A 13,915-nucleotide genomic window follows, 5' to 3' on the forward strand; every position below is an offset into this window, starting at 1 on the left:
ATGAACAATCAAACAATTACTGAAGTATCCCGTGTGACGTTTATCTCCGGTGCCGCAAAAGTCCGCACACCTGATGGCGAGTTGCATGATTTAAAAGTCGGGGATATTTTGCAACCGGGCACACAAGTCATACTGGCCGATGCCTCTATTTTTGTTGTTGAAGCAACATCATCTGAAGTTCCCGGCGCAGCGGCGCCTGAGGCTGTCGCGTCGACAGAACTTCCTGCTGATCAACAACCATCCATGCCTGGCATGGGAGCTGCCGCTGGCGATGATGTGCTGGCTCAGATCAATCAGCTGCAGCAAGCAATTCTGGCTGGTGATGATCCGACTCAGGCATTTGAAGCTGCTGCTGCCGGTGTGGCCGCTAATGCCGGCGGAAGAGGGCCTGGCAGTGGTAACAGCGGGTTTATTGCTGTTGATCGCGTCGGTAATGCCACTATTGCAGCCGCCGGATATGAAACAGCTGCACAGCATGCGGCACCACAGGCTCACTTTGATGAGCCTGCAGCGTTTATTCCAAGGGGTGATACGACGGCGCCTCTCGCTCCAACAGTCATAATTACCGATGATGTGAATAATGATGGTTTCCTTTCTAATGCAGAATTAGGGAATGCAACAACAGTTGATACACGTGTGAATTTACCTCCTGATGCTGTAGTTGGCGATACCCTGATCATCACTGATGGTATTACCTCGCAGACGTTAGTGCTGACGCCAGATGATATTGCTGCAGGCTTCTACGATACAACATTTGCCAGACCTGCGGAGGGTGACACTCTGACTGTGACCGCTACAGTTACTGATGCTGCTGGTAATATGTCTGATCCGGGTAGTGACAGCGCTATCCTGGACACCACCGCGACCGCGGCCCCGACGGTCACCATTACTACGGATGGAGACAACAACGGCCGTATCAGTCTGGCCGAACAGGGCAGTGCCACCACGGATGCGGTACGTATCGGCATTCCGGTTACTGCGGTGGCGGGCAATACACTGAACATGACCGACGGCATCACTCCGCAGATGCACGTGCTGACTGCAGCCGATATTACCAATGGCTACTATGACACCACGTTTGCAAAACCGGCGGAAGGCGGGACATTGACGGTGACCGCTACGGTTACTGATATGGCCGGTAACACCTCCTTGCCGGGCAGTGACAGCGCGATCCTGGACATCACCGCGACCGCGGCCCCGACGGTCACCATTACTACGGATGGAGACAACAACGGCCGTATCAGTCTGGCCGAACAGGGCAGTGCCACCACGGATGCGGTACGCATCGGCATTCCGGTTACTGCGGTGGCGGGCGATACACTGAACATGACCGACGGCATCACTCCGCAGACGCACGTGCTGACTGCAGCCGATATCACCAATGGCTACTATGACACCACGTTTGCAAAACCGGCGGAAGGCGGGACATTGACGGTGACCGCTACGGTCACTGATATGGCCGGTAACACCTCCCTGCCGGGCAGTGACTATGCGGTGCTGGACACCCTGGAACCTCCACGTCCGGTGGTCACCATTGTGGATGACAACAACCCGGACGACCATCTGCTGAATGAGAATGAACTGGGCACAGACCATGTCCAGATCAGTGTGGACATTGATGAGGGCGAACTGGCGAACGGCGGCTATGTAACGCTGGAGATCACCAGCGGGGAAAGCCGGACGGTCGAGCTGTATCTGGCGAATGCCGGAGACGACGTCCTGACCAGCAGAACCCCGGGCGATACCCATGTCTATGCCTACGATGCGGCCACCGGCATCATCACCTTTACCGAGCTGACACCGGCAGAAGGCGGTACGGTACAGGTGGAAGCCACCCAGACCGACCTGGCGGGCAATGAATCCCTGCCGGGCAGTGACTATGCGGTGCTGGACACCCTGGAACCTCCACGTCCGGTGGTCACCATTGTGGATGACAACAACCCGGACGACCATCTGCTGAATGAGAATGAACTGGGCACAGACCATGTCCAGATCAGTGTGGACATTGATGAGGGCGAACTGGCGAACGGCGGCTATGTAACGCTGGAGATCACCAGCGGGGAAAGCCGGACGGTCGAGCTGTACCTGGCGAATGCCGGAGACGACGTCCTGACCAGCAGAACCCCGGGCGATACCCATGTCTATGCCTACGATGCGGCCACCGGCATCATCACCTTTACCGAGCTGACACCGGCAGAAGGCGGTACGGTACAGGTGGAAGCCACCCAGACTGATCTGGCGGGCAATGAATCCCTGCCGGGCAGTGACTATGCGGTGCTGGACACCCTGGAACCTCCACGTCCGCTGGTCACCATTGTGGATGACAACAACCCGGACGACCATCTGCTGAATGAGAATGAACTGGGCACAGACCATGTCCAGATCAGTGTGGACATTAATGAGGGCGAACTGGCGAACGGCGGCTATGTAACGCTGGAGATCATCAGCGGGGAAAGCCGGACGGTCGAGCTGTACCTGGCGAATGCCGGAGACGACGTCCTGACCAGCAGAACCCCGGGCGATACCCATGTCTATGCCTACGATGCGGCCACCGGCATCATCACCTTTACCGAGCTGACACCGGCAGAAGGCGGTACGGTACAGGTGGAAGCCACCCAGACCGACCTGGCGGGCAATGAATCCCTGCCGGGCAGTGACTATGCGGTGCTGGACACCCTGGAACCTCCACGTCCGCTGGTCACCATTGTGGATGACAACAACCCGGACGACCATCTGCTGAATGAGAATGAACTGGGCACAGACCATGTCCAGATCAGTGTGGACATTAATGAGGGCGAACTGGCGAACGGCGGCTATGTAACGCTGGAGATCATCAGCGGGGAAAGCCGGACGGTCGAGCTGTACCTGGCGAATGCCGGAGACGACGTCCTGACCAGCAGAACCCCGGGCGATACCCATGTCTATGCCTACGATGCGGCCACCGGCATCATCACCTTTACCGAGCTGACACCGGCAGAAGGCGGTACGGTACAGGTGGAAGCCACCCAGACCGACCTGGCGGGCAATGAATCCCTGCCGGGCAGTGACTATGCGGTGCTGGACACCCTGGAACCTCCACGTCCGGTGGTCACCATTGTGGATGACAACAACCCGGACGACCATCTGCTGAATGAGAATGAACTGGGCACAGACCATGTCCAGATCAGTGTGGACATTGATGAGGGCGAACTGGCGAACGGCGGCTATGTAACGCTGGAGATCACCAGCGGGGAAAGCCGGACGGTCGAGCTGTATCTGGCGAATGCCGGAGACGACGTCCTGACCAGCAGAACCCCGGGCGATACCCATGTCTATGCCTACGATGCGGCCACCGGCATCATCACCTTTACCGAGCTGACACCGGCAGAAGGCGGTACGGTACAGGTGGAAGCCACCCAGACCGACCTGGCGGGCAATGAATCCCTGCCGGGCAGTGACTATGCGGTGCTGGACACCCTGGAACCTCCACGTCCGCTGGTCACCATTGTGGATGACAACAACCCGGGACGACCATCTGCTGAATGAGAATGAACTGGGCACAGACCATGTCCAGATCAGTGTGGACATTGATGAGGGCGAACTGGCGAACGGCGGCTATGTAACGCTGGAGATCATCAGCGGGGAAAGCCGGACGGTCGAGCTGTACCTGGCGAATGCCGGAGACGACGTCCTGACCAGCAGAACCCCGGGCGATACCCATGTCTATGCCTACGATGCGGCCACCGGCATCATCACCTTTACCGAGCTGACACCGGCAGAAGGCGGTACGGTACAGGTGGAAGCCACCCAGACCGACCTGGCGGGCAATGAATCCCTGCCGGGCAGTGACTATGCGGTGCTGGACACCCTGGAACCTCCACGTCCGGTGGTCACCATTGTGGATGACAACAACCCGGACGACCATCTGCTGAATGAGAATGAACTGGGCACAGACCATGTCCAGATCAGTGTGGACATTAATGAGGGCGAACTGGCGAACGGCGGCTATGTAACGCTGGAGATCATCAGCGGGGAAAGCCGGACGGTCGAGCTGTACCTGGCGAATGCCGGAGACGACGTCCTGACCAGCAGAACCCCGGGCGATACCCATGTCTATGCCTACGATGCGGCCACCGGCATCATCACCTTTACCGAGCTGACACCGGCAGAAGGCGGTACGGTACAGGTGGAAGCCACCCAGACTGATCTGGCGGGCAATGAATCCCTGCCGGGCAGTGACTATGCGGTGCTGGACACCCTGGAACCTCCACGTCCGGTGGTCACCATTGTGGATGACAACAACCCGGACGACCATCTGCTGAATGAGAATGAACTGGGCACAGACCATGTCCAGATCAGTGTGGACATTGATGAGGGCGAACTGGCGAACGGCGGCTATGTAACGCTGGAGATCACCAGCGGGGAAAGCCGGACGGTCGAGCTGTATCTGGCGAATGCCGGAGACGACGTCCTGACCAGCAGAACCCCGGGCGATACCCATGTCTATGCCTACGATGCGGCCACCGGCATCATCACCTTTACCGAGCTGACACCGGCAGAAGGCGGTACGGTACAGGTGGAAGCCACCCAGACCGACCTGGCGGGCAATGAATCCCTGCCGGGCAGTGACTATGCGGTGCTGGACACCCTGGAACCTCCACGTCCGGTGGTCACCATTGTGGATGACAACAACCCGGACGACCATCTGCTGAATGAGAATGAACTGGGCACAGACCATGTCCAGATCAGTGTGGACATTGATGAGGGCGAACTGGCGAACGGCGGCTATGTAACGCTGGAGATCATCAGCGGGGAAAGCCGGACGGTCGAGCTGTACCTGGCGAATGCCGGAGACGACGTCCTGACCAGCAGAACCCCGGGCGATACCCATGTCTATGCCTACGATGCGGCCACCGGCATCATCACCTTTACCGAGCTGACACCGGCAGAAGGCGGTACGGTACAGGTGGAAGCCACCCAGACTGATCTGGCGGGCAATGAATCCCTGCCGGGCAGTGACTATGCGGTGCTGGACACCCTGGAACCTCCACGTCCGGTGGTCACCATTGTGGATGACAACAACCCGGACGACCATCTGCTGAATGAGAATGAACTGGGCACAGACCATGTCCAGATCAGTGTGGACATTGATGAGGGCGAACTGGCGAACGGCGGCTATGTAACGCTGGAGATCATCAGCGGGGAAAGCCGGACGGTCGAGCTGTACCTGGCGAATGCCGGAGACGACGTCCTGACCAGCAGAACCCCGGGCGATACCCATGTCTATGCCTACGATGCGGCCACCGGCATCATCACCTTTACCGAGCTGACACCGGCAGAAGGCGGTACGGTACAGGTGGAAGCCACCCAAACCGACCTGGCGGGCAATGAATCCCTGCCGGGCAGTGACTATGCGGTGCTGGACACCCTGGAACCTCCACGTCCGCTGGTCACCATTGTGGATGACAACAACCCGGACGACCATCTGCTGAATGAGAATGAACTGGGCACAGACCATGTCCAGATCAGTGTGGACATTGATGAGGGCGAACTGGCGAACGGCGGCTATGTAACGCTGGAGATCATCAGCGGGGAAAGCCGGACGGTCGAGCTGTACCTGGCGAATGCCGGAGACGACGTCCTGACCAGCAGAACCCCGGGCGATACCCATGTCTATGCCTACGATGCGGCCACCGGCATCATCACCTTTACCGAGCTGACACCGGCAGAAGGCGGTACGGTACAGGTGGAAGCCACCCAGACTGATCTGGCGGGCAATGAATCCCTGCCGGGCAGTGACTATGCGGTGCTGGACACCCTGGAACCTCCACGTCCGGTGGTCACCATTGTGGATGACAACAACCCGGACGACCATCTGCTGAATGAGAATGAACTGGGCACAGACCATGTCCAGATCAGTGTGGACATTGATGAGGGCGAACTGGCGAACGGCGGCTATGTAACGCTGGAGATCATCAGCGGGGAAAGCCGGACGGTCGAGCTGTACCTGGCGAATGCCGGAGACGACGTCCTGACCAGCAGAACCCCGGGCGATACCCATGTCTATGCCTACGATGCGGCCACCGGCATCATCACCTTTACCGAGCTGACACCGGCAGAAGGCGGTACGGTACAGGTGGAAGCCACCCAGACCGACCTGGCGGGCAATGAATCCCTGCCGGGCAGTGACTATGCGGTGCTGGACACCCTGGAACCTCCACGTCCGGTGGTCACCATTGTGGATGACAGCAACAACGATACTTTATTGAGTAGTACGGAATTGGGGGATGACCATGTCCAAATCAGTGTAGACGTTGATGAGGACGAGTTGGCGAATGGTGGCTTTGTAACGCTGGAGATCACCAGCGGGGAAAGCCGGACGGTCGAGCTGTACCTGGCGAATGCCGGAGACGACGTCCTGACCAGCAGAACCCCGGGCGATACCCATGTCTATGCCTACGATGCGGTAACCGGCCTAATCACCTTTACCGAGCTGGAACCCACTGACGGGAATACCGTCCGGGTGGATGCTACCCAGACTGATCTGGCGGGCAATGAGTCCCTGCCGGCCAGTGATTATGCGGTTCTGCCACCGATTACCTATGCTTCGGGAACTGGCTGGCAGATGAATTATAATAAAACTGACAATTCTTTCGACATGAGAGTTAAATCTCCTGGAACAGCGACCGCAACGCTTTATGCAGGAGCAACAATTCATTGGGATATCATCGTTCAGGACTCAGATCATAATGCGGCTATATCTGTATTAGCTGACGCTGAGATGCCTGCTTCGGCCAGTTTTCATGTTGATGAATTATATGCTGCAGATGGTCAGACTATATTCCGTGTCTATATGACAACCAGCGAAACGATTCAGTTATCTGAACCACAGGGCTTCGGAATTGACATACAGGTTGTGGATTCTGATGGGTCTGCATATCTAATCAATTCGAATGAATATATAGCACCACATGATAATTATAAGGAAGACTATTCTGAAACATTCAATCTAACTGATGTTCTAACTGGACACGACCAGGAATGGCTTAGCCCGGATACTGATGGTGGTGAGTTCACTAGCTTAACTCCTACTCCTGGTTCGGGAGTAACAGATCTGCACTATGGCGGAGGGAATGATGCCGTATATGGCACCGTCTACAACGATGGGATCTTTGGTGATGCGGGCAATGATTTCATTGATGGGCGGGCTGGTGATGATACTCTCCATGGAGGAAGTGGGGAAGATGTGTTATTAGGTGGATATGGTACAGATACTCTTATCGGTGACTTGGGTAATGATATTCTGACGGGTGGCGATGGTGCGGATATTTTCACATGGACGTCGGCCGATATCGGTTCAAGCGATACCATTACTGATTTCTCTATAGCTCAGCATGATATGCTGGATTTAACTGACGTACTGACAAATGAACCGGCAAATGATCTGACTAATTATCTGAGTTTCGGTACCAACACGGATGGTGATGTTCTGGTCAATGTTCATGCATCCGGAGACGTGAACATTACAGACATGACCATTGTCATTCAGAATCCGACAGATACTTTGACTGAGTTACAAACCTACCTGCAGAACGGAACTGGCGTTATCCATAACTAAAACAACCAACGGGAGCAGCTTGTCTGCTCCCTGTTTATGATGTGCTTTAACGGTGGTTATGTTGTCTGAGTTTGATGCTGAAAGGCTTACTTAAAAGAATTAAGTAAGCCTTTTGTCATTGCAGTACCGGGTGTGAAATCAATCGTGCAGCATATGGCCTAGTTTGCCGGCCTTGGTCGCGAGATAAAATTCGTTATAGGCATTTTTGCCTTCTTCCAGCGGCACGCGTTCAGCAACAGGAATACCATATTTTTCCATTGCCTTAATCTTTCTTGGATTGTTCGTCATTAAACGCAATGATTTAACATCCAGTAATTTCAGCATGTCGGCGCAAATCGTGTAATCACGTAGATCCGGCGCAAAACCAAGCGCTTCATTGGCTTCTACTGTATCAGCGCCCTGATCCTGTAAATGGTAGGCATGGATCTTATTCAGTAAACCAATGCCTCGGCCTTCCTGGCGGACATACAATAAAACACCGCGTTCTTCTTTGGCGATTCGCTGAAGTGCTGCCTGTAACTGGAATCCGCAATCACAACGTAAACTAAACAAGGCATCGCCAGTGAGACATTCGGAATGAATTCGTGCTAATACCGGAGCATCTGTAGTGATGTCACCCATTGATAAGGCCACGTGATCTTTACCAGTCGCCTCTTCTTTGAATCCGGTCATAGTAAAGACGCCCCAAGGGGTCGGCAATTCGGCACTAGCGACCAGAGAAACACTGCTCATGGACTTCCTCTCTGCTTCATATAGGTTCTGTCCGATTGTGACGATTGTTGCCTATGCTGGCAACTGCAATTAAGAATAATTCAATTTGTTTCAGTCTATCATTCGAAAATTATCACCTGTTTATTCTCTGAGATGTAAAATTAGTTTAAGAAGTGTATAAAGGCTGCGGTATAAACTTGAGGTTCAGGTGAGTCATGAAAAAATCAATTTTCACTATTATAGTTGCTACTCTGTTGGCTATATCCACTTCTGCCTGGGCCGATGGCTCAATTCGTTGTGGTAACTCGCTGATTTCTGTCGGGGATCCAGCGGCCGTCTTATTGATAAAATGCGGTCGTCCGCTAACTGTGGATGATACGACGCGAGTCATTATTGATGACTATGGGCACAGACAAGTCATCAGAAGTGGCGAAGTCTGGACTATGTATATGGGACGGGATCACTTTATACAGATGGTGACGGTTGAAGGCGGTATTATAACCAAAATTGTGGATGGACCCCGCGGTTAGCTGAAGGTCATCATTTGTAGTGAACCCATCTTTTTGATCTCTTTATTGATCTGAGAGAGGATTTTTTTCCATTTCACATTCTCTACATCGTCATAGCAGGCCCGGCCGGCATCAAAATGAAATGGCCCGGACTGATCAATGTAAAAACTTCCCCGGTAATAGCTGCGGATATATTTGGCAATTTTTAAAGCCTGATGTTCGCGAAATGAACGATTCACAGAATGCACCTACAGTTTGTTTTGATGCTGCTATGGTTTCATCTGTGAGTGTCTTTTTTGTTACATAAAAGTAATAATTTGATGAAGCTTATTTCAGACAGGGAATCGATTCAAAAAATCCTCACCCAACCAGCTTCTTATGAGGCTTTTTTTCCTGATTTTTTCAGGCTTTTTTTTTAGTCAAGACTGTCGATTGATCATCTTTCTGTCATAATGCGCCGCGTCTATCCACTGATGATTAATATATATGCTAGAAATGTTTAATGGACTCAGCTTTGAATTGGGTCTCGGTTTAGCTGTGGCATTGATATTTGTTCTTGCCTATGAATTTATCAATGGTTTCCATGATACGGCGAATGCTGTAGCAACTGTTATCTATACCAAAGCAATGCCTCCGCATATGGCGGTTGTTGCATCCGGTATTTTTAACTGTGCTGGTGTGTTAGCCGGTGGGCTGGGTGTTGCTTATGCCATTGTGCACTTGTTACCGGTAGATCTGTTGCTTAATGTGGCTTCAGCTCATGGTCTGGTGATGGTGTTTGCATTGCTGAGCTCTGCAATTTTTTGGAACCTCGGAACCTGGTACTTTGGTATTCCTGCTTCCAGTTCACACACTTTGATTGGCGCGATCCTCGGCGTTGGCCTGGCGAATTCATTAATGACCGGTGTTGAAATAAGCAAAGGTATCAATGTGCAAAAAGCAATTGATATCATGCTGTCACTGATCGTTTCTCCGCTGGTCGGATTATTAGTTGCCGGCGGTTTGCTGCTTTTATTAAAAAAATATTTTGCGACCTCGAAGATCCACAAAACACCTGAAGAGCGTCAGACATGGGACGGCAAAAAACGTCCGCCATTCTGGACTCGTTTCACGCTGATTGCTTCAGCGATGGGGGTGAGTTTTGTGCATGGTTCTAACGATGGTCAGAAAGGTATTGGCATGATCATGCTGGTTCTGATTGGTATTGTGCCAGGTCAGTTTGTACTGAATATGGAAAGTACCAGCTATCAGATCGGCAGAACCAAAGACGCCGCGTTGCACATGGGTGATTTCTACCAGCGTAACAGCGTGTATTTGGATCAAATGATTGATTTGAAAAAAGTACCGAATGCAGAGATGCCTCAGGTATTTAAATGTGATTCAAAAGACTCAATGTCTTCTATCGCGACTGTGGCAAACCTGCTGGGCAGCACTGAGCACTATAATCAGTTAGATGTCGAAAAACGCAGAGAAGTTCGTCGTTTGCTGTTATGTCTGGATGACACGGCCAAGAAGGTAAGTAAATTACCTGGTATTCCGGCTTCTGAAATCTCAGATCTGAACAAACTGCGTAAAGACCTGACGCTGACCACTGAATATGCACCTACCTGGGTTATCTTCGCGGTGGCTCTGGCGCTGGGTGGCGGTACCATGATCGGATGGCGTCGTATTGTTCTGACCGTAGGTGAAAAAATTGGTCAGAAGGGTATGACTTATTCGCAGGGTATGGCGGCTCAGATCACAGCTGCAAGTGCTATCGGCCTTGCCAGTATGAGTGGTTTACCGGTATCGACTACGCACGTTTTGTCTTCTGCTGTTGCAGGGACAATGGTGGCTAACCGTTCTGGTCTGCAGTCTGGCACCGTGAAAAATATCGTTTTGGCATGGGTGTTAACTCTGCCGGTGACCATCGCACTGTCAGCGGGTCTGTTCTGGTTTGGTACTTTTATCTTCGTTAACTGATAAAACCAGATCCTGACGCGTTAATTTGAAAGGCCAGCATTGCTGGCCTTTGTCATATCTGCTTTAGCATGTAGCTGGCACCTTCACCATATTGTGCCGCATCAATGGTGTACTCAACCGGCTGAAAGCCTTGTCGCTGCCAGTAGGTGATTGCCTGAGAAAGTGACACCAGCGATAATTCGTTAAAGCTGTGCTGTTTTGCCCATAATTGCAGATGCTGAAGAATCATCCTGCCACAACGTTTTCCCGCATACCCGGGTGCAATTGCTATATCGTGGATGTAGAGTAATTGCGGTTCTGACGGTGTTTCATAGATGGTGTGCAGGCATGCTGGCTTGCGGCGCCACGGATGAGCCAGACAATAACCGACGACATTATTCTGCCGATCGGAAACAGCCAGACAGGTTTCTGAGCCCAGAGTCACTTTCGAGCGTAAAACAGCTTCGGTTTCGGGGGTAATACCCGGATAAACGGTACTCTGGATGCTGAGGATGGCTGGCCAGTCAGTGTCATTAATTGAGCGGATAATCATCAAACTAAACATTATTTCTGTGAAGCACGTATTTTACGTCGATATGCTTAAATCAGCGAGGGAAGAATGATGACGGAAGAATGGGTAGATATCGTCGATGAAAACAATAATGTCATCGGTACTGCTCCCCGATCCGAGATGCGTCGGCAGAAATTGCTGCATCGGGCTTCATATATTGCCATTACGAATGCGCAGGGGCAGGTCTATGTACAGCGGCGTACTGCCACGAAGGATTATTGCCCCTCGATGCTGGATGCCTGTTGTGGTGGCGTAGTCTCCGCAGGCGAAGATATCCTGGCATCAGCCTATCGTGAGCTGGAAGAGGAGATGGGCATCCGGGATGTGCCGCTAACGCCACATGGTTCATTTTTTCATGCACATGACGAAGGCAAGGTATGGGGGGCACTTTTCAGCTGTCAGTATGACGGCGAATTAGCTCTGCAGGCTGAAGAAGTGGAGTATGTATTAATGATGACACCACGGGAAATTCTGGCCCGTTCTGCAGAGTTTACGCCTGATTCGCTTGCTGCAATCCGCCTGTGGTTATCCGCGCAATAAGTGAAAGGCCGCTTCATTCTGCGGCCTTTCTTTAAACATCAATGAACCAGCTTCATGCGCCCCTCACTGTAGGCATCGCTGCTGAACTGATACCAGGCGATAGCTTCTTTCACCAGCTCCGCATTACTTTTGGCTGTTTTGGCAAAAGCATTTTCCAGCATCTGAACTTCAGGCTCTTTGCGTGGCCGCAGAATGACCAGACGATCCGGTGTCAGATAACCAAGCCCCTGATAAGTCGCAATAAAAGCTCTCTCCGGACCTTTGGGTGTCGCAAAAACATCCGCGCCCATGAAGTTTGATTTATAAGAGAAATTCAGCAAACCAAGCAGAGTAGGTGCAATATCCGCCTGACTCATCAGACGATCGACTTTCTGTGCCGGCAGGTGGGCTGGCGACCAGACAATCAGCGGAATATGGTAACGTTCTACGGGTAAATCAGTTTTACCGGCGCTGGATGAGCAGTGGTCTGCCACAATCACGAAAACGGTATCGTTATACCAGCTATGTTTACTGGCTTGTTTGATAAAATTACCAATCGCCCAGTCGGTATATTTTACGGCCGCGGCACGGCTGCCAGTTGGCATATCAATCCGGTTTTCAGGGAATGTATATGGACGATGATTACTGGTGGTCATAATATGCGCAAAAAAAGGTTTGCCTTTTTGGCTGGATTGATCAAAATCGCGCAAAGCCATGCCATACAAATCTTCATCTGCCACCCCCCAGACGTTTTCATGCGTGATCTGATCACTCTTTAATTCAAGACGATCTTTCACGTTATAACCGTTACTGGCAAAGAAGTAGTTCATATTATCGAACGTGCCGTAGCCACCATACAGGAAGGAGGAAGAGTAGCCTTTACTGTTGAATACGCTGGCCAGTGAAAACAGCGATTCATTATCCGGACGGCGTACGATGGATTGTCCCGGTGTTGGTGGCACAGCCAGCGATAAGGCTTCCAGCCCGCGCACAGTACGGTTTCCCGTGGCATACAGGCGGGTAAACAGCATGCCGGTATCCGCTAACTGATCCAGATTCGGCGTCAGGCTTTTGCTGTTGCCAAATTTACCTAAGTAGTCCGCTGAAAGACTTTCAACCGAGATCAATACTACATTCAAACGACGTTCGGCACCGGAATGCTTAATATCACGCCATATATCCGTACCTGATGTGGAGGTGAAATGAGCGTCTGGCGTAGAGAGTTGTTCACGAACAATTGCATTAGCAGAAGAATCATCTTCCGTCTGATAGAAATGACGGTAGTTCAGTTCGTTGTTATTAAAAGCATAAAACAGAGAATACAGTCCGCTTCCCGCCAGTTCATTCGCATAACGGTTTTCCCGCAAATCTTTTGCCTGACCGGATAATCCGAGATTAACCAGTAATTGAGCAATGATCAGGCCTGACAGCATCTGTGTGCGTGGAATATGACCCCAGCGGATCAGAAATGGCAAACGGTTGATAAGAACAACCAGTACCAGACTGGTGAGAGCACATAAACTTAACCAGATCAGTAATGGGTAAGACTGCCGGATATTGCCAATGACTTCATTGGTATAAACCAGATAATCAACCGCGATAAAGTTAAAACGGCTTTCAAATTCATCCCAGAAAACCCATTCACTGACGGCCAGTATGACTAGGGAATAGGCTGCCATGATGCTGAAAATCCAGCCGGACACTTTCCATATATTATTTTTCCGCCAGCTTAACGGAATCAGGGTCAGCCAGAGCAGAACGGGGATCAGCACGTAACTCAGAGTTGCGAGATCATAAATAATGCCGCTGATGAATGAATAGCCGAGATCGATAAATGAGAGGGAATTTTTTTCTGAAGCCATCACGGTCAGTACAATGCGACTGAGAGTGTTGGTGACGATAAATAAAAAACTTAACCAAATAGCAAAGCGGTAACGACTGACTGAACTGTTTTGTTTCACGAGACAAAAACCTACTACAACAGAATGTCGCTATGGTACGCGAATTACCTTAGTACATCCTTAACGGTCAGGATTTGCGTTTCGGGAATGTGATTCAGCACCGAGG

9 protein-coding genes are annotated in these 13,915 nt (G+C 51.8%); 5 read left to right on the forward strand and 4 right to left on the reverse strand.

What is annotated here, in order from left to right:
- Both TOLA_RS06470 and TOLA_RS06475 read left to right on the forward strand, forming a co-directional pair.
- On the forward strand, window positions 1-3,525 hold the full coding sequence (locus tag TOLA_RS06470) for a retention module-containing protein (protein ID WP_012729482.1): 3,525 nt from the start codon (window positions 1-3) through the stop codon (window positions 3,523-3,525).
- On the forward strand, window positions 3,491-7,597 hold the full coding sequence (locus tag TOLA_RS06475; protein ID WP_012729483.1) for a calcium-binding protein: 4,107 nt from the start codon (window positions 3,491-3,493) through the stop codon (window positions 7,595-7,597). The genes TOLA_RS06470 and TOLA_RS06475 overlap by 35 nt, the downstream gene beginning before the upstream one ends.
- Window positions 7,598-7,735: 138 nt before the next feature.
- Here TOLA_RS06475 and ribA read toward each other — a convergent pair whose 3' ends face one another.
- Window positions 7,736-8,329, reverse strand: coding sequence for a GTP cyclohydrolase II (ribA, locus tag TOLA_RS06480; RefSeq protein WP_012729484.1), 594 nt, complete (start codon window positions 8,327-8,329; stop codon window positions 7,736-7,738).
- A gap of 194 nt (window positions 8,330-8,523) precedes the next feature.
- Here ribA and TOLA_RS06485 point away from each other — a divergent pair, with 194 nt between their 5' ends.
- Entirely contained in the window at window positions 8,524-8,838 is a 315-nt protein-coding gene (locus TOLA_RS06485) for a DUF2845 domain-containing protein (RefSeq protein ID WP_012729485.1), read from the forward strand.
- Here the strand turns inward: TOLA_RS06485 and TOLA_RS06490 are convergent.
- Window positions 8,835-9,056 carry a DUF1107 domain-containing protein gene (locus TOLA_RS06490; protein ID WP_012729486.1) on the reverse strand — a complete coding sequence of 74 codons (222 nt, stop codon included), beginning with the start codon at window positions 9,054-9,056 and terminating at the stop codon, window positions 8,835-8,837. The genes TOLA_RS06485 and TOLA_RS06490 overlap by 4 nt on opposite strands.
- 247 nt (window positions 9,057-9,303) lie before the next feature.
- On the opposite strand from TOLA_RS06490, the gene TOLA_RS06495 reads away from it, so the two are divergent.
- On the forward strand, window positions 9,304-10,779 hold the full coding sequence (locus TOLA_RS06495; RefSeq protein WP_012729487.1) for an inorganic phosphate transporter: 1,476 nt from the start codon (window positions 9,304-9,306) through the stop codon (window positions 10,777-10,779).
- A gap of 52 nt (window positions 10,780-10,831) precedes the next feature.
- Here the strand turns inward: TOLA_RS06495 and TOLA_RS06500 are convergent, their stop codons facing one another.
- On the reverse strand, window positions 10,832-11,311 hold the full coding sequence (locus TOLA_RS06500) for a GNAT family N-acetyltransferase (RefSeq protein ID WP_012729488.1): 480 nt from the start codon (window positions 11,309-11,311) through the stop codon (window positions 10,832-10,834).
- Window positions 11,312-11,377: 66 nt separating this feature from the next.
- Here TOLA_RS06500 and yfcD point away from each other — a divergent pair, with 66 nt between their 5' ends.
- Window positions 11,378-11,869 (forward strand): NUDIX hydrolase YfcD, encoded by a 492-nt coding sequence (yfcD, locus tag TOLA_RS06505; protein WP_012729489.1) that lies wholly within the window; start codon window positions 11,378-11,380, stop codon window positions 11,867-11,869.
- Between the two features lie 38 nt (window positions 11,870-11,907).
- On the opposite strand, the gene TOLA_RS06510 is transcribed toward yfcD, so the two are convergent.
- Window positions 11,908-13,809 (reverse strand): LTA synthase family protein, encoded by a 1,902-nt coding sequence (locus tag TOLA_RS06510; protein ID WP_012729490.1) that lies wholly within the window; start codon window positions 13,807-13,809, stop codon window positions 11,908-11,910.
- Between the last annotated feature and the right edge of the window lie 106 nt (window positions 13,810-13,915).

It is taken from the genome of Tolumonas auensis DSM 9187 (assembly GCF_000023065.1).
Lineage (GTDB): Bacteria > Pseudomonadota > Gammaproteobacteria > Enterobacterales > Aeromonadaceae > Tolumonas > Tolumonas auensis.

Bases quoted from the DNA above. Each gene is read 5' to 3' on its own strand.
- TOLA_RS06485 (WP_012729485.1), top strand. From the start codon at position 8,524: ATGAAAAAATCAATTTTCACTATTATAGTTGCTACTCTGTTGGCTATA.
- TOLA_RS06495 (WP_012729487.1), top strand. From the start codon at position 9,304: ATGCTAGAAATGTTTAATGGACTCAGCTTTGAATTGGGTCTCGGTTTA.
- TOLA_RS06470 (WP_012729482.1), top strand. From the start codon at position 1: ATGAACAATCAAACAATTACTGAAGTATCCCGTGTGACGTTTATCTCC.
- TOLA_RS06500 (WP_012729488.1), bottom strand. From the start codon at position 11,311: ATGATTATCCGCTCAATTAATGACACTGACTGGCCAGCCATCCTCAGC.
- yfcD (WP_012729489.1), top strand. From the start codon at position 11,378: ATGATGACGGAAGAATGGGTAGATATCGTCGATGAAAACAATAATGTC.
- TOLA_RS06475 (WP_012729483.1), top strand. From the start codon at position 3,491: ATGACAACAACCCGGGACGACCATCTGCTGAATGAGAATGAACTGGGC.
- ribA (WP_012729484.1), bottom strand. From the start codon at position 8,329: ATGAGCAGTGTTTCTCTGGTCGCTAGTGCCGAATTGCCGACCCCTTGG.